Source organism: Ruegeria sp. S263 (assembly GCF_056780525.1).
The window spans coordinates 1,990,665-2,014,829 of record NZ_CM165558.1; the positions used below are offsets into that span (position 1 = coordinate 1,990,665).

Annotated in this window: 22 protein-coding genes and 1 tRNA gene; 13 read left to right on the plus strand and 10 right to left on the minus strand. The window is 55.7% G+C overall.

Features of this window, described 5'->3' with window-relative positions:
- Window positions 1–14: 14 nt before the first annotated feature.
- The 6 genes from sufC to ACT2B1_RS09945 all read left to right on the plus strand — a co-directional run bounded on the left by sufC (window position 15) and on the right by ACT2B1_RS09945 (window position 4,923).
- Window positions 15–770 (plus strand): Fe-S cluster assembly ATPase SufC, encoded by a 756-nt coding sequence (gene sufC / locus ACT2B1_RS09920; protein ID WP_171121467.1) that lies wholly within the window; start codon window positions 15–17, stop codon window positions 768–770.
- A complete protein-coding gene (locus ACT2B1_RS09925; protein WP_171240795.1) occupies window positions 770–2,050 on the plus strand; it encodes a SufB/SufD family protein in 1,281 nt (426 codons plus the stop codon). Before sufC ends, ACT2B1_RS09925 begins: the two co-directional genes overlap by 1 nt.
- Window positions 2,050–2,535, plus strand: a complete 486-nt coding sequence (locus ACT2B1_RS09930; RefSeq protein ID WP_171124999.1) for a YIP1 family protein — start codon at window positions 2,050–2,052, stop codon at window positions 2,533–2,535. The genes ACT2B1_RS09925 and ACT2B1_RS09930 overlap by 1 nt, the downstream gene beginning before the upstream one ends.
- Window positions 2,532–3,098 carry a Yip1 family protein gene (locus ACT2B1_RS09935; protein WP_171125001.1) on the plus strand — a complete coding sequence of 189 codons (567 nt, stop codon included), beginning with the start codon at window positions 2,532–2,534 and terminating at the stop codon, window positions 3,096–3,098. Before ACT2B1_RS09930 ends, ACT2B1_RS09935 begins: the two co-directional genes overlap by 4 nt.
- A 13-nt stretch (window positions 3,099–3,111) precedes the next feature.
- Window positions 3,112–4,332: a cysteine desulfurase gene (locus ACT2B1_RS09940; protein ID WP_481667670.1), complete on the plus strand. Its 1,221-nt coding sequence runs from the start codon at window positions 3,112–3,114 to the stop codon at window positions 4,330–4,332.
- 514 nt (window positions 4,333–4,846) lie between these two features.
- Window positions 4,847–4,923 (plus strand) — tRNA-Arg (locus tag ACT2B1_RS09945).
- A 25-nt stretch (window positions 4,924–4,948) separates the two neighbouring features.
- Here the strand turns inward: ACT2B1_RS09945 and ACT2B1_RS09950 are convergent.
- Together ACT2B1_RS09950 and mepK are read right to left on the minus strand one after the other, a co-directional pair.
- The gene (locus ACT2B1_RS09950) at window positions 4,949–5,686 is read right to left on the minus strand and encodes a hypothetical protein (protein ID WP_481667671.1); all 738 of its coding nucleotides are present in this window, start codon (window positions 5,684–5,686) and stop codon (window positions 4,949–4,951) included.
- A gap of 749 nt (window positions 5,687–6,435) precedes the next feature.
- A complete protein-coding gene (gene mepK, locus ACT2B1_RS09955) occupies window positions 6,436–7,005 on the minus strand; it encodes a peptidoglycan L,D-endopeptidase MepK (protein ID WP_171121460.1) in 570 nt (189 codons plus the stop codon).
- Between the two features lie 356 nt (window positions 7,006–7,361).
- Here mepK and ACT2B1_RS09960 point away from each other — a divergent pair, with 356 nt between their 5' ends.
- From ACT2B1_RS09960 to ACT2B1_RS09975, 4 genes are read left to right on the plus strand one after another with little or no spacing between them, the layout of a single operon-like run.
- Window positions 7,362–8,963: a L,D-transpeptidase family protein gene (locus ACT2B1_RS09960; protein ID WP_171121459.1), complete on the plus strand. Its 1,602-nt coding sequence runs from the start codon at window positions 7,362–7,364 to the stop codon at window positions 8,961–8,963.
- Window positions 8,964–8,998: 35 nt separating this feature from the next.
- Entirely contained in the window at window positions 8,999–10,090 is a 1,092-nt protein-coding gene (gene lpxD / locus ACT2B1_RS09965) for a UDP-3-O-(3-hydroxymyristoyl)glucosamine N-acyltransferase (protein ID WP_481667672.1), read from the plus strand.
- A 32-nt stretch (window positions 10,091–10,122) separates the two neighbouring features.
- The gene (locus ACT2B1_RS09970; protein WP_171121457.1) at window positions 10,123–10,380 is read left to right on the plus strand and encodes an acyl carrier protein; all 258 of its coding nucleotides are present in this window, start codon (window positions 10,123–10,125) and stop codon (window positions 10,378–10,380) included.
- A gap of 9 nt (window positions 10,381–10,389) precedes the next feature.
- Window positions 10,390–11,598: a beta-ketoacyl-[acyl-carrier-protein] synthase family protein gene (locus tag ACT2B1_RS09975; protein ID WP_171240797.1), complete on the plus strand. Its 1,209-nt coding sequence runs from the start codon at window positions 10,390–10,392 to the stop codon at window positions 11,596–11,598.
- Window positions 11,599–11,655: 57 nt separating this feature from the next.
- Here the strand turns inward: ACT2B1_RS09975 and ACT2B1_RS09980 are convergent, their stop codons facing one another.
- Window positions 11,656–12,249, minus strand: a complete 594-nt coding sequence (locus ACT2B1_RS09980; RefSeq protein WP_171240798.1) for an invasion associated locus B family protein — start codon at window positions 12,247–12,249, stop codon at window positions 11,656–11,658.
- A 436-nt stretch (window positions 12,250–12,685) separates the two neighbouring features.
- Between ACT2B1_RS09980 and ACT2B1_RS09985 the strand changes: the two genes are divergently transcribed.
- Window positions 12,686–14,227 carry a helicase HerA-like domain-containing protein gene (locus tag ACT2B1_RS09985; protein WP_171240799.1) on the plus strand — a complete coding sequence of 514 codons (1,542 nt, stop codon included), beginning with the start codon at window positions 12,686–12,688 and terminating at the stop codon, window positions 14,225–14,227.
- Between the two features lie 45 nt (window positions 14,228–14,272).
- Here the strand turns inward: ACT2B1_RS09985 and ACT2B1_RS09990 are convergent, their stop codons facing one another.
- The 6 genes from ACT2B1_RS09990 to ACT2B1_RS10015 all read right to left on the minus strand — a co-directional run bounded on the left by ACT2B1_RS09990 (window position 14,273) and on the right by ACT2B1_RS10015 (window position 20,358).
- Window positions 14,273–14,545, minus strand: coding sequence for a hypothetical protein (locus ACT2B1_RS09990; RefSeq protein ID WP_254428763.1), 273 nt, complete (start codon window positions 14,543–14,545; stop codon window positions 14,273–14,275).
- A gap of 140 nt (window positions 14,546–14,685) precedes the next feature.
- Window positions 14,686–15,999: a branched-chain amino acid ABC transporter permease gene (locus tag ACT2B1_RS09995; RefSeq protein WP_171121453.1), complete on the minus strand. Its 1,314-nt coding sequence runs from the start codon at window positions 15,997–15,999 to the stop codon at window positions 14,686–14,688.
- Window positions 15,996–17,006 (minus strand): branched-chain amino acid ABC transporter permease, encoded by a 1,011-nt coding sequence (locus ACT2B1_RS10000; protein WP_171211476.1) that lies wholly within the window; start codon window positions 17,004–17,006, stop codon window positions 15,996–15,998. Before ACT2B1_RS10000 ends, ACT2B1_RS09995 begins: the two co-directional genes overlap by 4 nt.
- A 427-nt stretch (window positions 17,007–17,433) precedes the next feature.
- Complete coding sequence (locus tag ACT2B1_RS10005; protein WP_170769848.1) at window positions 17,434–18,264, minus strand: ABC transporter ATP-binding protein; 831 nt, start codon at window positions 18,262–18,264, stop codon at window positions 17,434–17,436.
- Window positions 18,261–19,049, minus strand: a complete 789-nt coding sequence (locus tag ACT2B1_RS10010) for an ABC transporter ATP-binding protein (protein WP_171121450.1) — start codon at window positions 19,047–19,049, stop codon at window positions 18,261–18,263. The genes ACT2B1_RS10005 and ACT2B1_RS10010 overlap by 4 nt, the downstream gene beginning before the upstream one ends.
- A gap of 127 nt (window positions 19,050–19,176) precedes the next feature.
- Entirely contained in the window at window positions 19,177–20,358 is a 1,182-nt protein-coding gene (locus ACT2B1_RS10015; RefSeq protein WP_481667673.1) for an ABC transporter substrate-binding protein, read from the minus strand.
- Between the two features lie 153 nt (window positions 20,359–20,511).
- On the opposite strand from ACT2B1_RS10015, the gene ACT2B1_RS10020 reads away from it, so the two are divergent.
- On the plus strand, window positions 20,512–21,609 hold the full coding sequence (locus tag ACT2B1_RS10020; RefSeq protein WP_481667674.1) for a PQQ-dependent sugar dehydrogenase: 1,098 nt from the start codon (window positions 20,512–20,514) through the stop codon (window positions 21,607–21,609).
- On the opposite strand, the gene ACT2B1_RS10025 is transcribed toward ACT2B1_RS10020, so the two are convergent.
- Window positions 21,606–22,610 (minus strand): GlxA family transcriptional regulator, encoded by a 1,005-nt coding sequence (locus ACT2B1_RS10025; RefSeq protein WP_171121447.1) that lies wholly within the window; start codon window positions 22,608–22,610, stop codon window positions 21,606–21,608. The two genes, ACT2B1_RS10020 and ACT2B1_RS10025, sit on opposite strands and share 4 nt — an antisense overlap.
- A 168-nt stretch (window positions 22,611–22,778) precedes the next feature.
- Between ACT2B1_RS10025 and ACT2B1_RS10030 the strand changes: the two genes are divergently transcribed.
- A complete protein-coding gene (locus tag ACT2B1_RS10030) occupies window positions 22,779–24,149 on the plus strand; it encodes a class II 3-deoxy-7-phosphoheptulonate synthase (protein WP_171121446.1) in 1,371 nt (456 codons plus the stop codon).
- The last annotated feature ends 16 nt before the right edge of the window (window positions 24,150–24,165 follow it).

Below are 24,165 nucleotides of genomic sequence, written 5' to 3' on the forward strand. Positions count from 1 at the left end.
TAAAGGGTCAAAAAATGCTGGAAATCAAAAACCTGCACGTGAAACTCGAGGAAGAGGAAAAGCAAATCCTCAAAGGTGTCGACCTTACCGTCGAGGCGGGAAAAGTGCATGCGATCATGGGGCCGAATGGCTCAGGTAAATCGACACTCAGCTATGTGCTGTCGGGTAGGGACGGATACGAAGTCACCAATGGGTCAGCCACGTTGGATGGTGAGGACCTGCTGGAGATGGAGCCCGAGGAACGCGCCGCCGCCGGTGTTTTCTTGGCCTTCCAATACCCGGTCGAAATTCCGGGCGTTGGCAACATGACCTTCCTGCGCACCGCTGTGAATGCACAACGCAAAGCACGCGGCGAAGACGAACTGTCGGCCGCTGATTTCCTGAAAGAGGTTCGCGCCAAGGCGAAATCCTTGAAGATCGACGCGGACATGCTGAAACGCCCCGTCAATGTCGGCTTCTCGGGCGGTGAGAAAAAGCGTAACGAGATCCTGCAAATGGCGATGCTTGAGCCCAAGATGTGCATCCTGGATGAAACGGATTCGGGTCTTGATGTCGACGCGATGAAACTGGTCGCAGAAGGCGTGAACGCGCTGCGCGACGAAGGTCGTGGGTTCCTGGTAATCACGCACTATCAGCGTCTGTTGGATCATATCAAACCGGATGTCGTGCACATCATGGCAGATGGTAAGATCGTCAAGACCGGCGGTCCTGATCTGGCGCTTGAGGTTGAAAACAACGGTTACGCTGACATTCTGGCCGAGGTGAACTGATGGCGCTGCCCGAAGTGAAACAAACCGCAACCGAGGCGCGCCTGGCCAATCTGGTTATGCCCGACGCTGGTTGCACGCGCGCCGCGCGCGAAGATGCGCTGGCGCGGGTTCTTGAAATGGGTCTGCCGGGGCGGCGTGATGAGTATTGGAAGTATACACGCCCCGATACGCTGGTCTCGGCCGAGGCGCCCACTGCTGCCTTGTTCCACCCTGATGAGGCGATGCTGTTCAGCGAGTTTGACCGCTTGAAAATCGTGTTCGTGGACGGTGTTTTCAGTCCCGAAGAGTCGGATGATCTTGAGCTGGAAGGCATCACGATTGATCGGATCGAAGACATCTGCTGCAAAGACATCCACTGGGCAAAAGAACTGTATGGCGTTCTGGAAGCACGTGGGCAGACTCCGGTGCAGCGTCCGCTTGCTGCGTTGAATACGGCATTTGCCGCAGACGGTATAGCGATTCATGTGACTGGGAAGCCCTCGAAGCCGATCAGCTTTATTTATCGGCACGCGTCGGAAACCTCGGATGCGATGTTGCATCATATCATTCGCGTGGAATCCGGAGCAGAAGTGACCATTCTTGAGAATGGGCCAGCCGCGTCGCGTTTCAACAAATGCATGGAAATCGACATCGCCGATGAAGGCGTTCTGCACCATGTACGCGCACAAGGCCGGGACCATGAGCGTCGGGCCGCCACCCATATGTTCACCCGTTTGGGTAAGGAGTCGGTCTACAAGTCCTTTACACTGACCGTGAACGGAGTGCTGACCCGCAACGAGCAAGTCATCGAACTGACCGGCGATGACGCCGTGGCGCATGTGGCGGGTGCTTGTGTTGGCGACGGTGATTTTCACCACGATGATACGGTTTTTGTCACCCATGACGCGGTGAACTGCGAAAGCCGTCAGGTGTTCAAGAAGGTTTTGCGCAACGGCGCTACCGGCGTTTTCCAGGGCAAGATCCTTGTGAAAGAGGGCGCGCAGAAAACTGACGGGTATCAGATCAGCCAATCGTTGCTGTTGGACGATGACAGCCAGTTTCTCGCCAAACCCGAGCTTGAGATCTATGCCGACGACGTTGCATGCTCGCATGGCTCGACTTCGGGCGCGATCGACGAAACGGCTCTTTTCTACCTGCGCTCGCGCGGAGTTCCGACCAAAGACGCGACCAACATGCTGACGTTGGCGTTTCTGGCCGAGGCCGTGGACGAGATCGAGGATGAAGCCTTGGCTGAAGCGATCGTGAGCCAGCTGGAAGGCTGGTTGTCGCGACATAGCTGATGCCGGTTACGTCCGATATTGTGGCCACATATCGAGGGCCGGGCCGTGTCGTGCGCCGGCTTCTCGAATTGGGGCAACGTGAAGATCGCGCTTTGGTCTTTGTCATGGCGTTTTGTGTCGTGGCCTTCATTGCGCAACTACCCAGCCTGTCCCGACGCGCGCATCTTGAAGGGCTTGAGTTGAACATGCTCATGGGCGGTGCGCTTTTGGGTACGGTGATTATCCTGCCTCTCTTCTTTTATTTGCTGGCGTTCATATCGTACGGCGCAGCGCGTTTGATTGGCGGCAAAGGTTCGGCCTATGGCGCGCGGGTCGCGCTGTTCTGGGCTCTATTGTCATCGACGCCGCTGGTTCTGCTAAATGGGCTGGTTGCGGGATTTATTGGGCCGGGGCCAACGCTTTCAGCGGTCGGCCTGATCTGGGTCGCGGTATTTCTGTGGTTTTGGATGTCCGGTTTGCGGCAAGCGCAGGGGTTCTCAGAATGAATAGTGCCTCTCTCAGCCATCTTGCGGTTCTCACCGTAACCAATCCAGCCGAAGCCGCCCGCCGCTTGCTGTCACTGCGTCCGGGGCGCGAGGTTTTATGGTTGGCCTTTTTCCTGGCGGTTGTTCTGAATGGACTCGTTCAGGTTGGAATCGACCAACTTATCGTAGTTCCGCAGGGACAGGGCGTGTTGGAACCTGAACCGGTGCTTTTGAACCTTGTGCGATCGGCGGGTGCCATGCTGCTGAGTATCGCGGCCTTCCTGTTCATTGGAAAGTTCATGGGTGGTACCGCCTCATTTGAAGACATCATGATTCTGTCCGTTTGGTTGCAGTTTCTTCAAATTGTCGCGCTTACTGTGACTCTGCTGGTGTCACTGGTCGTGCCCTTCTTTATGGTCATGTTGATGCTGGCGACGGCGATACTAAGCCTTTACGTCACACTGCATTTCCTGAACGAAGCGCATAAGTTCGGCTCACTCCTCAAATCCTTTGGGGTCATTGTGTTGTCGGCTTTGGTTGCATTGCCATTTGTCCTTGTGCTGACACCCAGTGGTCCGGTGTAGGAAAGAAAATACCATGTATGATGTGCAGAAAATCCGCTCTGACTTCCCGATCCTGTCCCGAGAGGTGAATGGAAAGCCGCTAACCTATCTGGACAATGGCGCTTCGGCGCAGAAACCTCAGGTCGTGATTGATGCGGTGACGCGGGCGTATGCCGAAGAATATTCAAATGTTCATCGCGGTTTGCATTATCTGTCGAACCTCGCGACCGAGAAATACGAATCCGTTCGTGGCACCATCGCGCGGTTCCTTGGCGCCCAAGATGAAAACGAAGTCGTTTTGAATTCTGGCACGACTGAGGGAATTAACCTTGTAGCCTATGGCTGGGCGATGCCGCGTCTCGAGGCCGGTGATGAAATCGTCCTGAGCGTCATGGAGCACCATGCCAACATCGTTCCCTGGCACTTCCTGCGCGAGCGGCAGGGCGTTGTCCTGAAATGGGTCGACATTGATCCGGACGGCGGGCTGGACCCGAAAGCGGTTATTGACGCGATCGGCCCCAAGACCAAGCTGGTTGCCGTAACACAGTGTTCGAATGTTCTTGGCACAGTTGTCGACGTAAAGGCAATTACCGAAGGCGCACACGCCAAGGGCGTTCCAGTGCTGGTGGACGGAAGTCAGGGCGCCGTACACATGCCGGTGAACGTGCAGGAAATCGGCTGCGACTTCTATGCGATCACGGGGCATAAGCTGTATGGTCCGTCCGGTTCGGGTGCGATCTACATCAAATCCGAGCGCATGGCCGAGATGCGCCCCTTTATCGGCGGTGGCGACATGATCAAAGAAGTCAGCAAAGATCAGGTGATCTATAACGACCCTCCCATGAAGTTCGAGGCCGGTACCCCCGGCATAGTTCAGACCATCGGGCTAGGTGTCGCGCTGGATTACATGATGGATCTAGGTATGGAGAACATTGCCGCGCATGAGGCGGGGCTGCGCGATTATGCGTTTGAGAAACTTGCTGGTCTCAATTGGCTTCAGGTTCAAGGCATGCGTCCGGACAAGGCCGCGATCTTTAGCTTCACGCTTGATGGGGCCGGACATGCGCATGATGTGTCCACCATTCTGGACAAGAAGGGCGTCGCGGTCCGCGCCGGTCATCATTGCGCGGGGCCACTGATGGATTTCTTTGGTGTTACCGCAACTTGCCGCGCGAGCTTTGGTCTTTACAACACGACGGATGAGGTCGATACGCTGGTCGACGCGCTTGAACTGGCGCATGATTTGTTTGCGTAGATGCCGGCGCTATGGGGCGATTTGCAGTTGCACCCGGATCGGATCAAGGTTAGCTAACGACCAACGCACCTGTAGCTCAGCTGGATAGAGCGCTGCCCTCCGAAGATTGAGGTCACAAAATCAGGTCCTACTAGGCGCGCAACCCGTAACACATTGTAAGAAAATAAAAAAAGGCGGCTGAAGTTGCCTTTTTTGTATCTTACGGGAGACACCCAGAGTTGCATACAACTGCACGTGAGAGACACCCGATGCAGAACATTCCGCAAAATTTCGTCAAAAAGATACGCACCGCTTTTCAGAAAACCTGAGTTTGCGGGACATCCTAGGGTGTTCGAGCAGACACCTATTATAAAGTTGTGCACAGTGAGCTTTCCAAACTTCATAATTGATAAGTGTGTCTTTTGACGATCTCCTATCCCCTACTGCAGCGGCGGGGCTGCACTCAAATTCTATGTGATGTCGAGGCGCAGAAACGACTTGTCATTGAACGACAACATGGTACTAACGCCCTCATGCTCGCGTAGCTCAGCTGGATAGAGTGTCGCCCTCCGAAGGCGAAGGTCACAGGTTCGAATCCTGTCGCGAGCGCCATACCCGCATTTATGAATCTCCCCTTTTAGTCCAATGGGATATTGGTAAATTTTCCTTCGCCTATATACGAGATGTAATGCCCTTCAGGTGCTCCATCGGGTATACCCCAATGACGCCACAACATGGAGAGGTACTTCCCGAAGATGACAGGGTCGAAGTCTTCATACACCTTGAGTGAACCGTCTGGCAAATACACCATTTCGTTCTCAGAGCGTATTCCAGTCTGGGTCATTCCAAATATTGGTGGGTCCCCATCAAACTGCGAGAGCAGATATCCGAATGACGCACATCTGCGCTTCTCTTTATAGAGAATGTGACCGGCTAGATCTATGAATTGAACGGGGTGTAGCACAAGCTCCGAATGAATTTGAGGGGAAGTATCTTTGTGCATCTCTTGCATTCCCCCGTCGAATACAACGACAAACCCTCTGTTTTGAATACGGACCGCCAGGCCGGCGCCGTTAACGCTTGTTATGAGGTCAAAGTTCTCCTGTTCGTTGTATTTGGTGTTAAACGAGTACACTGTTCCTGGAGTTTCAGATTGCTCACCCAGAAACTCCAAGCGATGCCGGACCTTCTGCAGCGAGAAGTGCAATAGGTCGAATCCGTCAAGGATTGAGCGAGGCCAAATCGTGCCAGCGCTGGGATCACTTCTTTTACGAAGTAGTTCTTTTTCTTTGTAAAGAATGCCGAAAAAGACCTTCGCACACCACAAATAGACAAGCCACTCTGGGATATCATTCAGTTCTCGACTTGGGTCCAATGCAATATTCTGAAAATCGCTTTCAAGCCTTGAAAGATGAGTGCCGTTGCAGCTTCAACATGCAGGGATTTTCAATTGTCGATAGGGTAGCAGTGTTTGGTTTACGAGCGTCAGTTTCTTGTCCCAAAGATTCAAGCGGGACTGAAGCCAAGTGGGGAAGACATGCTCGGCAGTTCTATTCTCGCTGTGAAGATTCACGCCACATAGAAAGCAGTGGTCATTATCTGCTGGGTGCCAATCAGTCAAATTTTCAAATTCAATCATTTGTCCAACTACAATTAGTTATGGCCCGGGGTTCACTTGGACAGAGCGTAAAGTTTGACTCAAGTTTTGCTTTTCAAGGCAGCTTATAGGGCAGTGCTCTATTCTAAAATTTCTGATCAGTCGGCGTGTTGAGGGCTGAATTCGTACACCATTATCCTTAAACTACAGCAATTTAGGGTGTCTACAGATCTGTTAAGTTATTTGTTTTCAGTTCCCCAAGGAGGAAATTGCCGCAAAAACTCGTCAAAATTCCGTCAAAAAACCAAGGTAATACACGTAAGGCATTGATAAAAAACACAAAAGAACAGCCCTCCGAAGGCAGAGGCCAGAGGTTCGAATCCTCTCAGGTGCGCCATGATCATCCGATCAGTTTATCTATCCTGACGTCGCAATTCTGCATTTGTCGGTATTGCGCCCGTCGTCAGACCTTCCAGAAAAACAAAAAGCGCCCGTGGGCGCTCTGTGTTTTGGGGGGTGGGTTGTTATTAGCCGCCCCAGCTTCGGATTTCACCGCAATCCATGTGGACGAAATTCGAGCGGGAATATTTGCCAACACCACCGGCCCGGCAGGACATTGCGGCCTTGGCCATTTGCGAGACTGAACGGGACGATAGGCGCAGGTCAGCAGCCTGACCTTTCATGTGCAATGAGTTCTTGGCAACGCGACGCGACCGTGACCGCAACATCGCGTTTGTCTGCGGCGAGCGATAGCCCGACAGCAGCATATAAGGCTCGTCAACATTCAGGAGATTGTGAGAGGCAGCCATGATGTCGATGGTGCGCAGATCCATAGGTTTGACCTGATCGGTGCGCCAATCACGCATGAAGTGGTTCACTTCCTTGACGGCATCCTTGATGTATTTGCCGTCGACCCAGTAGATCATGTCGATCCGTTCACCGGTGCGACCCGAATACATGCGAATACGGCGAATGTCGCCACCGCCGCGGAGAAATCCTGCTGCATTGGAATAAGTCGGTGCCGCGACAACTGCCGTAGCTGCGAATGCGCCCAATAGGGCACGCCGGGTCAAGCCCGAAGTACTGCTCGTAGTCATTATAGTTTCGTCCCGTACTGTTCCTGCCTGCACACGATGTTACGCGCGCGTTCTTAATTTTTTCCCATCCCAGATGCCGAATTTATGGCACAGACGCGAAAGACCGCCAAGAAGTCTTTCATACTCATCTATTCAAGGGGGAATTTTCGGCAGTTTTTTGCGCAGATGATGCATTTCGGTATAGTCTTTAAGCAGATGGGTTATGCTGGTCCCTTGACGATGCAAACGCGCATCACGGCCAAAAAGAAGATTTGAAGTGATGCATTTGTGAATGGACAAGCGGTCTGACCCGCAATCATATTTGTTCGGCGTGAACTTAAAAAGCGTCCAAGTTATTGAATAATCAGGGTCATCCCATGCGAGCATTTTTACGTGCGCCATCTGGTTTCATATTCGCAGCCTGCATTGCGGCGTCTGCGGCGATGGCGAACACCGATTCCAAACCCGCGACCGCGTTTCAGATGTCCGTTGCCGAATTTCTGCCCTCAGGCTCTGGAATGTCCGATTTTTACCGCTCTAACGGGTTTTCTCCGGTTTGGGTTGGCAATTCGGCCGCACATCAGGCACGCAGGTCAGGTTTGATCCGCGCACTGTCCAGCGTTGACATGCACGGTTTGCCACAGGGCGCTTACGACGTGCAGGGTTTGCTGGCTCAGATGCAGGACGCGCAAACCCAGCGCGATCTAGGTGCGGTCGAAATGTCGCTGAGCCGTGCTTTCGTCGCCTACGCCAATGACATGTACTCGGGCGCCTTACGCCCATCCCAGATTGACGACGGGCTGGTGCGCAAGGTCGAACGCCGGACAGCCGCCCAGCATCTGCAGGGCTTGGTGGATCACGATGCCGCGTATTTTGATCTGCTTACCCCGCAAAACGCACAGTACCGCGCGCTGATGAAGCAGAAGATCGCGCTTGAAAACCTTATTCGACAAGGCGGCTGGGGGGCGGGCGTTCCCTCGGATAAGCTGGAATACGGTGACACGGGGCCGAATGTAATTAAACTGCGCAATCGTCTGATTTCCATGGGGTATTTGAAGTCCACGGCAAGCCCTGAATTCGACGATGCGTTGCTGGATGCTGTAAAGAGGTTTCAATCCGATCATGGCCTTGCTGCGGATGGGGTGGCCGGTCAAGGAACAATCTCAGAGTTGAACCGGACGGCATCTGACCGCCTGAAGTCCGTATATGTGGCGCTCGAGCGTGAACGCTGGTTGCCGAAAGAGCGGGGCGCGCGGCATATCCTTGTCAATCAGGCGGATTTTTCTGCCAAGATTGTTGATGATGGCTTGGTCTCATTCGAAACCCGGACGGTGATCGGTAAGAACACTCATGATCGGCGCAGCCCTGAATTTTCGGACGAAATGGAGCATATGGTTATCAACCCCAGTTGGTACGTGCCACGTTCGATTATCACCAAGGAATACCTGCCAAAGCTGCAGTCCAACCCTAATGCTGTTGGGCATATTCACATCACCGACCGCAGTGGTCGGCAAGTGAACCGGGGGGCCGTGGACTTTACCCAATTCAACGCTCGCAACTTTCCGTTTGCCATGCGACAGCCGCCGAGCCAAAGTAACGCTTTGGGGCTGGTAAAGTTCATGTTCCCAAATCAATACAATATCTATCTGCATGATACGCCTCAGAAATCTCTGTTCGCGCGTGAGGTTCGGGCGTTCTCGCACGGGTGTATTCGTCTGGCTCAACCGTTCGAGTTTGCCTATGCGCTTCTGGCCAAACAGGAAGAAGACCCCAAGGCGTTCTTCCATCGCATTCTTGCCACCGGAAAAGAGACCACGGTGCCGTTGGAGCAACACGTGCCGGTTCATCTGATCTATCGAACGGCCTATATCGGCCCGAAGGGTGAGGTGCAGTATCGGCGTGATGTCTACGACCGCGACCGGAAAATCTGGGAGGCGCTCCAGAAAGCAGGGGTAGCCCTGCCGGACGTTCAGGGGTAATCACCGGGTTAAGTCCTAGTTCCGGGAAGCCCGACATGCAGTACACAATTCTACAAATCGCCGAAGCCCTGGGTGCTGAATACCAGGGCGAAGGTGATCTTGCCATTGAGCGCGCAGCAGAACCCGGTGATGCGGGGCCTTTGGATTTGGCAATGGCCATGTCGCCAAAATATGCCGACGCTCTTGGTGCGGGGAACGCGCAGGCGGCGGTTCTGTGGGCAGGGGCCGATTGGCGGGCATTGGGCCTGAAGGCTGCTATTTTTGTTGCTCGTCCCAGAATGGCCATGGCCGGGATCACTTCGATGCTTGATCCGGGGCAGGGTGTTGCGCCTGGCATTCACCCCTCGGCGGTGGTTGACCCAACGGCAGACTTGGCCGACGGCGTTTCGATTGGTCCATTGGCGGTGATTGGCGCGCGCGCAAAGATCGGCAAAGGGGCCGTGATTGGCGCGCATTGTGTGATCGGAATGGATGCCGTCTTGGGTGAGAACGCGTTGCTGCGCGAGATGGTCAGCATCGGCGCCCGAGCCCAAATCGGCCATCGTTTCATTGCGCAACCGGGTGCCCGGATTGGTGGCGACGGGTTTAGCTTTGTTACGCCCGAGGTGTCAGGCGTAGAAAACGTGCGTAAAACGTTGGGTGACCAGGGCGATGCGCGGGCGCAAAGTTGGTTGCGTATCCACTCGCTTGGCGCGGTTGAAATCGGGGACGATGTCGAAGTCGGCGCAAATTGCACGGTCGATAACGGCACAATCCGAAACACGTATATCGGTGATGGCTCAAAATTGGATAATCTAGTGCATGTCGGCCACAACACGCGTGTTGGTAAAGATTGCCTACTGTGCGGACAAACAGGCGTCTCAGGTTCGGTCGAGATCGGCAATAACGTGGTTCTTGGCGGTCAAACCGGTGTGGCCGATAACATTTTTATCGGCGACGGTGTGATCGCAGGTGGGGGTACGAAAATCCTTTCCAATGTGCCGGCCGGGCGTGTGATTATGGGGTATCCGGGCGTAAAGATGGAAACGCATACGGACATGTACAAAGCCCAGCGCCGCCTTCCACGCATGGCGCGTGACGTAGAGGCGCTCAAAAAGGCTGTTTTCAAACAGGCTCCGAACGATTAAATCACCCTCAACGGGACAATCAGAGGTTCGACATGAGCATCACCGAACGCGTCATCGCCATCATCGCCGAACAGGCCGTGTTGGAACCTTCGGATGTGACGCCCGAAAGTACGCTCGAGGATCTTGGAATCGACAGCCTTGGTCTGGTGGAAAGCATTTTCGCCATCGAGGAAGAGTTCGATATCACCGTTCCATTCAATGCCAACGAACCCACGGCAAGTGATTTCGACATCTCGAACGTGGCAGCGATCATTTCCGGCATCGAAAAACTTGTGTCGGAAAAGGTCTGACACAAGATCATGAAACGCGTTGTCATTACCGGGGCCGGGACGATCAATTCGCTGGGCCACTCCGTTCCCGCCACACTTGAAGCAATGCGTGAGGGCCGCTGTGGGATTTCCGAACTGGAGTTCCGCGACGTTGAGAGGTTGGCCATCAAAATCGGTGGTCAGGTCCGGGGGTTCGAGGCCGAGGGCCGGTTTAACCGACAGCAAATGACCCTGTACGATCGGTTCACGCAGTTCACGCTGACGGCTGCTAAGGAAGCAATCGAACAATCCGGTATCGAGTTTCACGGTGATCTGGCCGCGCGGTCCGGTGTTGTGCTGGGCACGGCCGGAGGGGGCGTTTCGACGTGGGACGACAATTATCGCTCTGTCTATGAGGATGGAAAGAACCGGGTTCACCCGTTCGTCGTGCCCAAATTGATGAATAATGCTGCTGCCAGCCATGTGTCGATGGAACATAACCTCAAGGGGCCAAGCTTTACTGTTTCGACGGCCTGTGCGTCCTCGAACCACGCTATGGCGCTAGCATTTCAGATGGTGCGCAGCGGCGCTGCGCCAACGATGCTGACCGGTGGTTCGGAATCCATGCTCTGCTTTGGCGGCGTCAAAGCGTGGGAGGGACTGCGCGTCATGTCCAAGGACGCCTGCCGCCCGTTCAGCGCGAACCGGAATGGAATGGTTCAGGGTGAAGGCGCTGGAGTTTTTGTGTTCGAGGAATATGAACACGCGCGCGCCCGTGGTGCGGACATATTGTGCGAGGTCGTCGGCTTCGCTATGTCATCCGATGCATCGGATATCGTAATGCCCAGCAAGCAGGGCGCGGCGCGGGCCATGTCTGGTGCGTTGTCCGATGCGGGTCTGAACGCAGATCAGGTTGGTTATATCAATGCGCACGGCACGGGGACGGCAGCCAACGACAAAACCGAATGTGCTGCCGTTGCTGATGTCTTTGGGCCGCATGCGGACGAGTTGATGATCTCGTCCACCAAGTCGATGCACGGTCACTTGATTGGAGGAACCGGAGCTGTTGAGTTGCTGGCCTGCATAATGGCTTTGCGCGACGGGTTGATCGCGCCAACCATAGGCTATGAAGAACCTGATCCCGAGTGCGCCTTGGACGTGGTGCCAAATGACGCGCGTGATGCCAAAGTGGATGTGGCGCTGAGCAATGCGTTTGCCTTTGGCGGCCTGAATGCGGTTTTGGCGCTGAAACGTGTCTAAGCACGTCGGGCGGAAAAGAAAGGCGACTATTTCTTCAGCCGCCTTTGTCTGCCGTTCTTAGTTTTGCTGTGCCGTCAGGCTGTCAAACCCCGACGTGAATCCCGCAAGCGACATGTCCATTGACAGAACCTGATCCGGAAAACGGGCCGGAACCAGCGACAGAACCGCTTTGCTGCCTGCTTTCATTGCGTCGACATCGCCTTGGCTCAACCCAAGTTGGGCAACGCAGCCGACAGGAACACAGTGGTGGTAATTGTAGAGTTTGCGCGGTGCTCCGTCGATTGACAGGGCAAGCTGCGCCTGAAGCAGGGTTTCAAGGGGAACGATCACACTGGCCCATGCAGCGGCAGCTCCACCAGCGGGCAATTTACCAATGGTGACTTCGGCAATAGGTTCACCCTGCTGACCGTTCAGGATCTGGACCAAGGCGCAGGGGTCATTGCCCTCTTCGGCCTTGATGCAGGAAACCTCCCAGTCGCCTGACTTTTCCTTGATGAACTGTTCGCCGACGCGCGGCCCGGGCTGACCCAGATCAAGACCGCTGTCTGCCTGCGCCGGTTGGGATTCACCGGATTGAGTTTCCTGAGCAGCAACCGCGCCTGATAGAAGCACGGCGCCAACAATGTTTAGTGAGAGAAGTTTCTTGAACATGAACGCCTCGGCAGATTGGTTAAGCTTTTTGCCCGGTCTAACATCCTTGTGGCAGGGTGTCAGGCACTAAGCTTTCAAAATGCAGGGAAGTGATCGGAATCTTGCCGGTTTGCCGCGATTTTCGGGGCTTTTTCCAACGAAGAAGGGAGCCGGTGGAGCGGCTCCCTTCAACTGAATTTTCTCCCCGTCGGACTGGCCGACTTAGTTATGCGCAGACGTTACGAGAGGGGAGCGCATCGGTCAACTGCAAACCTGAAAATTTAATGACATAGGCCGCAATCTTAAAAAAAAGCCGCGCCCGAAAGCGCGGCCAGTCGACAGGGAGGAAGATCGTTGCCTCGCACCTCTCACTGCGGAGACAACGAATAGACTATCGCAGTTAAATATTAAATTTGTATGCTGCCGTCAGATCGGTGGATATTGGGACCATAATCATATGGAAAATGGTATTTTTTTGGGTGGCGCGGGTGACGAGTATGGCCAGCCTCAATCATTGACGTTGAAATATGCCAATCGGCATGGATTGATCGCTGGTGCGACTGGAACCGGAAAAACGGTGACATTGCAAATTCTTGCCGAGGGATTTTCGCAGGCAGGTGTTCCGGTGTTTTTGTCCGATGTTAAGGGTGATCTGTCCGGGTTGGCCAAGGCGGGTAGTGAAGCGCATAAACTGCACAAGTCTTTTCACGAACGCGCCGAAAGAATTGGCTTCACAGATTATTCTTATGCGGCGTGCCCTGTCGCCTTTTGGGATCTGTTTGGCAAACAAGGGCACCCCGTCCGTACAACCGTAACTGAGATGGGACCGCTTCTTCTGTCTCGTCTAATGGATCTGAGCGAGGCACAGGAAGGTATTTTGAACATCGCCTTTCGTGTGGCGGACGAAGAAGGGTTGCCGCTGCTGGACCTTAAGGATTTGCAATCGCTGCTGGTGTGGATCGGTGAAAATCGAACCCAGTTGTCCTTACGCTTTGGCAATGTCTCGACGGCTTCGATAGGGGCCATTCAGCGACGCCTCTTGGTTCTTGAAAACCAAGGTGGCACTAACCTGTTCGGCGAGCCTGCTTTGGAACTTGCGGATTTGATGCGCGTTGACGAAAACGGGCAGGGCGTCGTGAATATCCTTGTCTCGGACAAGCTGATGGGTGCGCCGCGTCTTTATGCGACGTTCCTTTTGTGGCTGCTTAGTGAATTGTTCGAAGAACTGCCCGAAGTCGGCGATCCGGATAAGCCAAAGCTGGTGTTTTTCTTTGATGAGGCGCACCTGCTTTTTGAAGACGCCCCAAAAGTTTTGGTGGACAAGGTCGAACAGGTTGCGCGCCTGATCCGTTCGAAGGGGGTTGGTGTTTATTTCATTTCTCAGAACCCCGCAGATATCCCAGAAGATATTCTGGGTCAGCTCGGAAACCGTATTCAGCATGCACTGCGCGCTTTTACGGCGCGGGACAGAAAGAACCTGCGCCTTGCAGCCGAGACATATCGCGAGAACCCGGATTTTGATACCGAGGCCGCAATCCGTGAAGTCGGGGTTGGCGAAGCCGTTACTTCGATGCTTCAGAAAAAGGGCGTGCCCGGTATTGTCGAACGTACTTTGATCAGACCGCCGGGCTCGCAGCTTGGCCCGGTGACTGCGGCCGAGCGTCAGGCCGTGATGGATACGTCCCCGATGAAAGCAAAATATGATGCGCTGCAAGACCGAGAGTCCGCCTTCGAGATTTTGAAATCCCGTGCTTCGGCCGCCGCCGCAGCCGCTGCTGAGGCCGAAGAACACGAAGAAACTCAATCCGTGGCCGAACGTGAATTTTCGACAGCGCGACGCTATTCCGGCAGCAGGGTGGGGCGGTCCTCGTCCCGCGTAACCCGCAAAAGGGATACGTTTACGTCGGCGATGAGCGAGGCGGTCATCAAAGAGCTGAAAGGCACCACCGGACGCCGCATTGTTCGCGGTATCCTTGGTGGATTGTTTAAAAACAATTAGGGGCTGCGCGCCGGACCAATTTGGTTCAGCGCGCAGCCAGCCGGATCACTTCAGGCGGCGCTGGCCTTCCTGCTTACAGTAGGCGTCCGCCTCTGGCACCGACATCTTGTCAGCCGGGAAGTCAGTGGCGCGATCCCAGATTACCCGGTCCAGGCGATAAAGCTGGCAGGTGACTTCGCCCTTGGGGGTTTGAACTTTCACCGGTGCGCTTTCGACGTCTTCGGGTGACGGAATACATCCCGACAAACCTGCGACAAGCGGTAGAAAAAGAACTGTTTTGGTGATCAAGGTTTTCATGTGAACTCTTTTCATACTCATCAGGCCGTCCGCGTTATCCAGGGTGAGAGGAACACCGGCCTGAAGCACTGCGGTCACCTATCGTGTAAACAAGCGATACGCTGAAATCAACAAACCGCGCCAAACACTTGGCGCGGTTTGAAACTTAACCTTGGGTCAGTCTATTTTTCGGGTATCAATCCTCGTGGGCTGAACCTGAGCACGATGAGAAGGATCAGACCCATAGTGAACAGCCGCATATGAGCGGCACTTTCAATCAGGTGTGCCTTAAGCGCGCTGCCGTCCGGCATTCCTGCCGTAATCAGGTTCATCATCCACAAGCCAATCGGCTCGACCTGGACCCACAGGAACCAGATCAGGAAAGCCCCCAGAACTGCGCCGAAATTGTTGCCGGACCCGCCGACAATTACCATGACCCAAACAAGGAATGTAAACCGCAGCGGATTGTAGGTGCCGGGCGTCAACTGGCCGTCAAGCGTGGTCATCATCGCGCCAGCAATGCCGCAGATCGCCGACCCCAAAACGAAGATTTGCAAGTGGCGGCGGGTGACGTCCTTGCCCATTGCTTCGGCCGCGACTTCGTTGTCGCGAATGGCGCGCATCATCCGACCCCATGGGCTTTTTAGCGCCATTTGCGCCATCCATAGCAGCGCCAGCAGGACGATTGTGAACAGCAACGAATAGCCCAGCTTGACCGAAAGGGTCGAGGCCGTGACGGGATCAAGCCCCAGCCATTCGGCGCGGGCGATAAAGCCGGGATCGGCCTGCAACTCGACCTCATAACCCACCACTGGGGCGGGGCGCGGGATGCCGTAGACATTCTTGACGCCACGAGCCAGCCAGTCTTCGTTCTTCATGACGGCGATGATGATCTCGGCGATACCCAGCGTCGCAATCGCCAGATAGTCTGACCGCAGGCCCAGCGCAGTTTTCCCGATCAACCAGGCCGCGCCCGCTGCCAGCAAGCCGCCCGCAGGCCATGCCAACAGAACCGGCAGGTTCAAACCGCCGATATTGCCTGCGACTGCGGGATCAATCGCCTCGACCGCGGCGATGCTGGGATCGAACACCGCGCGATAGATAAAGAACCCGGCGATGAGAATACCGATGATAGACAGGGTTTGCATCCGTCCCTTTGGCATTCGCGTGGCGACAAGCACGGCTGCGACCACTGTCGCGGCACCCAAAAGCAGGGCTAGCAGAATACCGTACCCCCCGGCCGACCAAGCGCCCGGCGTGGGCGGGGTTGAGATCAGTACCACAGCCAATCCGCCCAGCGCGACAAATCCCATGACGCCTACATTGAACAGGCCCGCAAAGCCCCATTGCAGGTTCACCCCGATCGCCATGATCGCCGAGATCAGCCCCATGTTCAGGATCAAAATGGCCGAGTTCCAGCTTTGCGTGAATCCTGTCAGCAGGATCAGAGAGCCGACCGCAATGAAAAGCAGCGTGTTTTTGACGGACTCGGTCATACCGCTTTCCCCTTGAACAGGCCCGTGGGCTTAAACAGAAGCACGATCAGCAGGATCACGAAACTGACGGCGAATTTGTAATCGGTGGATAGGAACTGGACGAGGCCCGAGGGCTCTAGACCTTCGGGTGCTAGATAGGTCAGCACCTTTTTCCACGCATAGGTGATGGTGACTTCGGAAAACGCGATGATGAACCCGCCCGCGATGGCACCAATCGGGTTGCCAAGACCGCCGACAATGGCCGAGGCGAAGATCGGCAGCAGAAGCTGGAAATAGACGAAGGGTTTGAAGCTTTTGTCGAGACCATAGAGCACACCCGCCGTAGTCGCCAGCGCCGCGACAATGATCCATGTGATCATCACCACGCGTTCTGGGTTGATGCCGGACAGCAGCGCCAAATCCTCGTTATCGGAATAGGCGCGCATCGACTTGCCGGTGCGTGTCTTGTTCAAGAACCAGAACAACAGCACCACGGCGACAACCGCAACAACCACGGTAATGCCCTGAGAGGTCTTGATCGCCAGCCCTTCACGTAGCCCGGTCATCGCTTTGAAGTCACGAGCCGAGACGATGAACCGCGCGCCGTCCGAGAAGCGTTGATCATCAGGACCGATGATGAATCGCACGATCCCGTTCATGATGAACATCACGCCCATCGACACGATTACCAGAATGACCGGCTTGGCCTTTTGTTCGCGGTAGAACCTGTAAACCAGTCGGTCGGTGACCAGAACCAGAACGATACAGCCCAGTATGGCAAAGGGCAGGGCAAGCAGAGCGGTCGGCAGCGGTCCGAAACTGACGCCTGCCGCTTGCAGACCCCAAGTTACCAACACAGCAATCATCGCGCCAAAGGCCATTGTGTCGCCATGAGCAAAATTCGAGAACCGCAGGATGCCATAGATCAGTGTCACCCCCAGCGCCCCCAGCGCCAACTGGCTGCCATAGGCGATTGCGGGAACAAGAACGAAGTTGGAGAGCGCCACAAGGGCGTTGAGGAAGTCCATTAGTACAGCCCATCTCCAATAGTGGTACAAGTAAATTTCGTGATCCGATTAGACATGACAACAAGGTCTCTACTGCGAACTAGTGGGATAAAGTTCAGGCCAAATCCATCGGCGATTTCATTGTTTGGTATCACGACGGTCGAAAAATCAGGTCTTGGGTTCTCGTTAAGGTAACTTGTTGCATTGATCGGGTCTTCGAAAAGCCCGAGTTTTCGACGCTCGCTTGCATTGCCTATCAGAAAGTATGCTTCTCCTTCACGGATCAGAGTAAGAGAGTAAAGTGGCACTGTTACGCCCACACAAACTTCGTCCTCACACGCGGAATAAATAGTGCAGTTTGCGCGATATCCTGTTTGATCCAAGGCAGCAAAAAGGGTGGAAGATTGGAGAAGCCACGCAATTAGCAGCGTGAATGAAAATCGCATCCTCACCCCCCCAAGAAGCTCTTGCGCACTTCGGGATCGGCCAGCAGTTCCTTGCCCGTGCCGGTATAGGCGTTCCGCCCCTGAACCAGCACATATCCCTTGTCCGCGATCTCCAGCGCCTGACGGGCGTTCTGTTCGACCATCAGGATCGGCAGCCCGGTGCGCGAAACTTCGATGATCCGGTCGAACAGCTCATCCATCACGATGGGCGAGACCCCGGCGGTGGGTTCGTCCAGCATCAGCACCTTGGGCTGAGTCATCAGCGCGCGGCCCACGGCGACCTGTTGGCGTTGGCCGCCCGATAGCTCTCCGGCTGCCTGATTGCGTTTATCGCGTAAGATGGGGAAAAGGTCATAGACCTGCTCCATCGTTCCCGAAATATCGTCGCGGCGGATGAAAGCGCCCATCTCGAGGTTCTCCTCCACCGTCATTGAGGTGAAGATGTTCGACGTCTGCGGAACAAAGCCCATGCCCTTGATCACACGGTCCTGCGGCGACAGTTTGGTGATGTCTTCGCCATCCAGTCGAACGGCTCCGGCGCGGACGTCTAGCATGCCGAATACAGCCTTCATCGCGGTCGATTTGCCCGCGCCATTAGGGCCGACGATCACCGCAATCTCGCCTTTGTCGACGGCGATGGTGCAGTCGTGCAGGATATCCGGCCCTTTGCCGTAACCGCCCGTCATCGTGTCGCCGATCAGGAAGGGGCCGCCCTCGACCTTATGCGTTTCACCGCTTTTGCGATGGGCGGGGGTCATGGTGCCGACACCATGCGTATTGGTAATCGAGGCGTCCTTGTTGCCCTTGTCGTCGTGATAAGGATTGTCGCTCACGCCCCGGCCTCCAGCTTGTCTTTGTTCTTCAGGCCGGTGCCTAGATAGGCTTCGATCACGTGCTCATTTGCTTTGATCTCATCCAAGGTACCTTCGGCCAGCACCTTGCCCTCGGCCATACAGATGACCGGGTCGCAGATTTTGCCGATGAAATCCATGTCATGCTCAATAACCACGAAGGTATAGCCGCGTTCCTTGTTCAGGCGCAGGATCGTGTCGGCGATGGTCATCAGCAGGGTACGGTTCACGCCTGCACCAACCTCGTCCAGAAAGACGATCTTGGCGTCGACCATCATGGTGCGACCCAGTTCCAGCAGTTTTTTCTGCCCGCCCGAGACCTGACCGGCCTTGTGATCGGCCAGATGTTCGATGGTCAGGAACTCAAGCACCTCATCGGCCTTGGCGCGCAGCGCGCGTTCCTCGTCAGCGATGCGTTTGCGCCCAAACCATGTGTTCCAAAGCGATTCACCCGATTGCGCGCCGGGCACCATCATCAGGTTTTCACGGCACGACATCGAGGAAAACTCATGCGCGATCTGGAACGTGCGCAGCAGGCCTTTGTGGAACAGCTCATGCGGGGGCAGGCCGGTGATGTCCTCACCGTCCATATGAACCTTGCCGCTGGTCGGCGGCAGAACGCCCGCGATCACGTTGAACAGAGTGGTTTTTCCGGCCCCGTTCGGCCCAATCAGACCGGTGATCGAGCCCTTTTGGATTTCCAGCGATGCCCCGTCCACCGCATGAAACCCGCCGAAATGCTTGTGCACGTCTTCGACGACGATCATCTTTTCCCCTAGCCGCCGTTTTCGGCGTTGTTGTCCCATCCCCGTTTGCCGGGGTGCGGCCTTTTTTCATTGAAACAGCCCGGACACAAGGCCCGGGCTGCTTGTTTTTATGACTATTTAAGTCCGATCAACGGAAGTTGACGGTCTTGTTTTCGCCGTCGGTGACTTCGATCTCACGATACGAACCGGCGCTTTCACCGGGGCCGATCAGTTCAACGCCCGACGCGCCGACATAGTCGATGTCCTGACCTGCGGCCAGCATTTCCAGACCCTTGGCCAGTTCACCGGGATAGATCTTTTCACCCGGAGCGTTGGCGACGTCCATAATCTTGGCGCCATAGTCCGCAGGGTTGGTGGACCCGGCGGCCTGCATTGCCAGCATGAACAGCGCTGCGGCGTCATAGCTTTCGGGCGAATAGGGCGAAGAGCCGTCGAAACCCGCAGCTTCGGCCATGGCAAAGTACTTTTCAGCACCTTCACCGCCCGAACCGGCGATCTGACCGAACGAGCCGTTCAGGTCGGGGCCGACGTTATTGGGCAACGAGTCACCGATCATGCCACCGGGCAGACCGAATGTGTCAAACGCACCGCTGTCCAGCGCCGACTGGATGATGCCCAGACCGCCCTGATCCAGATAGCCCGCGACCACCAGTATGTCGCCACCGGCCGAGGCCAGCGCGCCCACTTCGGCCGAGTAGTCGGCCTTGCCGTCTTCGTGCGCGGCCACGATAGTGACTTCGCCACCCGAAGCCTCGAACGACGACTGGATCGCGTCCGCCAGACCTTTACCATAGTCGTTGTTGGTGTAGGTCAGAGCGATCGAGCTGATTCCGCGATCGTTCAGGATGTCGGCCATTACCTGACCTTCGCGCGCATCCGACGGGGCGGTGCGGAAGAACAGGCCATTGTCTTCCATGGTCGACAGGCCGGGCGAGGTTGCCGACGGTGAGATCATGACCATGCCGTTCGGAATCGCGACGTTCTGCAGGATCGCTCCGGTCACGCCCGAGCAGTCGCCGCCGATGATGCCAGCGACACCGTCTGCAATCATGCGCTCGCCGTTCGAGGTGGCCAAACCGTTGTCGATGCAGCCGGTGTCAGCCCGGGATGCCGAAACAGACGAACCGTCCAGCAGTTTTCCGGATTCGGTGACTTCGGCCATTGCCAGTTCCGCACCCGAGCCCATGGCAGGCGCCAGCGATTTAATCGGACCGGTAAAGCCGAACAGAACGCCCAGTGTGACATCTTCGGCCATTGCGGTGCCGGACAGCAGAGCGGTTGCTGCAGTTGCTGTAAGCAGCTTTTTCATATGGTTACTCCCTATTGTGAACGTATTCGTTCTGGGCATGACCCTAGGCAAGCTGTTCGGAAAAGAAAAGTCCTAACGCAAACGTGTTTTTGCGGCCCATAATCCTATTTGTTTTGTTGCGGTTGTCGCAGTGCCCCTAAAGTGGAGATCCCCATGCTCAGAGCGTTCGCGGTTTCACTCCTGTTGTTCGGTCCAATGGTGGCCGACGCCGATGAACTAAGAACATCAGCCGGTCCGGTGCAGGTGAGCGCACTTGTCGATGGGCTGGATACTCCGTGGGCGGTTGGGATACTGCCAGACGGCACGTTTCTGGTGACCGAGCGTGACGGACAGCTATTATATGTCACTGACGGGGACGCGCGCCGGGTGCGCGGTGCACCGGATGTGGTGGCCAAAGGGCAGGGTGGGTTGCTGGACGTGACCATCGCACGCGATTTTGCCCAAAGTCGTGAAATTTTTCTTACTTTTTCAAAAAGTCAGAAGGGTGGTGCAGGAACTGCCGTGGCGGTCGCACGCCTGTCAGAGAACGGAAAACGCCTTACAAATCTAAGGGTGATCTTCGAAGCCATGCCGGGGGGATCTGGTGGTCGGCATTTTGGGTCTCGGGTCGTAGAAGCCGATGACGGAACCTTGTTTGTCACAATCGGTGATCGCGGTGACCGGCCTCAAGCTCAGGACAGGTCGAACCATATCGGCTCGGTAATCCGGATAAACCGGGATGGTTCGGTCCCGTCTGACAACCCGTTTGTCGGTCAACCCGATTTAAGGCCCGAGATTTGGTCTTATGGGCATAGAAACCCGCAGGGCGCGGGTCTTGATGCACAAGGGCGACTGTGGACGTCGGAACATGGTGCGCGGGGCGGGGATGAGGTGAATCTTGTTCTGCCAGGTCAGAACTTCGGTTGGCCGGTTATTTCCTACGGTAAGCATTATTCAGGCAAGTCAATCGGCGAAGGCACCGCGAAGTCCGGGATGCAGCAACCGAAATTCTACTGGGACCCATCCATCGCACCTTCGGGATTGATGGTGTATTCCGGAAAACTCTGGCCCGAGTGGAAGGGCGACATCTTCGTGGGGTCGCTCAAGTTCAACTACATCGCCCGGCTTGAGGGGTCACCCCTAAAGGAAGTCGAGCAAATCAAAGGAGCCGAGACCGAGCGCGTCCGGGACATTGTCGAAGCGCCTGACGGGTCCATCTGGTTTATTTCCGTAGGAGAAGGCGCGGTTTTTCGGATGTCGCCCGGAGGTTAAACCGAAAGGCGACCACTTTGTGCACCGCGCTCCCGGTATGGTGTCGTATTATAGTGCGCGCGGTAGCATTTCGAGAAATGCGAGGGGCTGGCGAAGCCGCAGGCAAGCGCCACGTTAATGACACTCATATCTGTCTGCATCAGCAGGTTGCGTGCTTTGTGCAGCCTAAGCTCCATGTAGTACCGCTTGGGAGAACGGCTCAGGTAGCGACGGAACAGGCGTTCCAACTGGCGCGTGGACATGCCCACATCCTTGGCAAGGATCGAAGGTGAGATCGGTTCCTCGATGTTTTTTTCCATCATCAGGATGACCTGGCTCAACTTGGGATGGCGCACGCCGATGCGGGTAGGGGTGGACAGGCGCTGCGTGTCCTGATCGGTGCGGATCGAGGAATAGATCATCTGGTCGGCGACCGCGTTGGCAAGATCTTCGCCGTAATCATCAGCGATGATCTTCAGCATCAGGTCGATGGATGAGGTCCCGCCCGCAGTTGTCATCCGGTTGCCATCAATTTGGAAAACAGACTTTGTTAGCTCGACCTCATCGAATTCCTCGATAAAGCTGTCCGAGTTTTCCCAGTGGATCGTCGCACGTTTGCCGTCCAGAAGTCCGGCCTTGGCCAGAGTATAGGCCGCTGTGCAAAGCCCGCCGATTTTCAGACCACGCCGTGCCTCGCGCCGAACCCAATTCAGAACTTTCTTGGTGGTCGCCGCCTGAACGTCTACACCGCCGCATATGATCACAACGTCGTCGCGCTGCAATTCGTTCAGATCGGTGTCCAGCTTGAACTCGGTCCCGGCCGAGCATTTGACGGTATCACCGCCTTCGCCTGCAAAAGTCCACGAATACAGCTCTTTGTCGGCCATGCGATTGGCAATACGCAGGCTGTCCAGCGCCGAAGCAAAGGACAGCAGCGAAAATTTGTCCAGCAAGACAAATACGAAATTCTTAGGGTTGGCCGCAGTGTCTTCCACCGTGACAACTTGGCGTTGCTCTTGCATGGCGAGGTGTCCTTGATTCGGCGCCTAATGACGTTGCGTCGGCGACAGATTTGACAGCAACCATGATCAAAGCTTGTTTCCCGCGTCAAGAGGCGCAAATCGTATATGGTCACTCTTCAATGCATTTTGTATAGAGACGACCTGAATACTTCAGCGGAGATCAAAGCTATGACCGAGTGGCAAAAATCGAACTGGCGCAACAAGCCCCGGGTTCAGATGCCAGATTATACCGACGCGGACGCGCTGTCTAAGGTCGAGGCCCAGCTTTCGCAGTATCCCCCGCTGGTTTTTGCCGGGGAAGCGCGCCGCCTGAAACAGCTTTTGGGTGCCGCCGGACGTGGAGAGGCGTTCCTGCTGCAAGGTGGCGACTGTGCTGAAAGCTTTGAACAATTCAGCGCCGACGCAATCCGTGATACCTTCAAGGTGATGCTGCAAATGGCGATGGTGCTGACGTATGGCGCCAAAGTTCCCGTGGTCAAAGTTGGCCGGATGGCGGGACAGTTTGCCAAGCCACGCAGCGCCCCGACCGAGGTTGTCGATGGTGTGGAACTGCCAAGTTATCGTGGCGACATCATCAACGAACTGGCGTTCACGCCCGAAGCGCGTATTCCGAATCCCGGCAAGATGTTGCAGGCCTATACGCAGGCCGCGGCGACGCTTAACCTTTTGCGGGCCTTCTCGACCGGAGGCTTCGCGGATATGAGCATGGTGCATTCGTGGACTTTGGGCTTCACGGACGAACAGGACGTTCAGAAATACTCTGAGATTGCGGACCGGATTCAGGACACGATCGACTTTATGCACGCGGCTGGTATCACCGCCGACACCACGCATGAGTTCTCGACCGTCGAGTTCTATACCAGCCACGAAAGTCTGCTGCTGGAGTATGAAGAGGCGTTGACGCGTCTGGATTCGACCTCGGGCAACTGGCTGGCCGGGTCTGGCCATATGATCTGGATCGGCGACCGCACCCGTCAGCCCGACGGCGCGCATGTGGAATTCTGCCGCGGTGTATTGAACCCAATTGGTCTAAAATGCGGTCCGACCACGACGGCGGAAGACCTGAAGGTTCTGATGTCAAAGCTAAACCCCGAAAACGAAGAGGGTCGCCTGACCCTGATCGCGCGGTTCGGAGCGGGCAAAGCCGGTGAGCATCTGCCGCGTCTGGTCAAAGCCGTGAAGGAAGAGGGTGCTAATGTGACTTGGGTCTGCGATCCGATGCACGGCAATACCATCAAATCGGCAACGGGCTATAAAACGCGTCCGTTTGATTCAGTCCTGCGCGAAGTTCGCGACTTCTTTGGCGTACATCAGGCCGAGGGTACTATCCCCGGTGGTGTACATTTCGAGATGACCGGTCTGGATGTAACCGAATGCACGGGCGGCGTGCGCGCCGTGACGGAAGAGGATCTTTCAGACCGCTACCACACCGCCTGCGACCCTCGTTTGAACGCGTCGCAGTCCCTTGAACTGGCCTTTCTTGTGGCCGAGGAACTGACTAACCTGAGGCGCGATCGCAGCAAACGAGCGGCGAGCTAAATCATAGAAAAAGCGG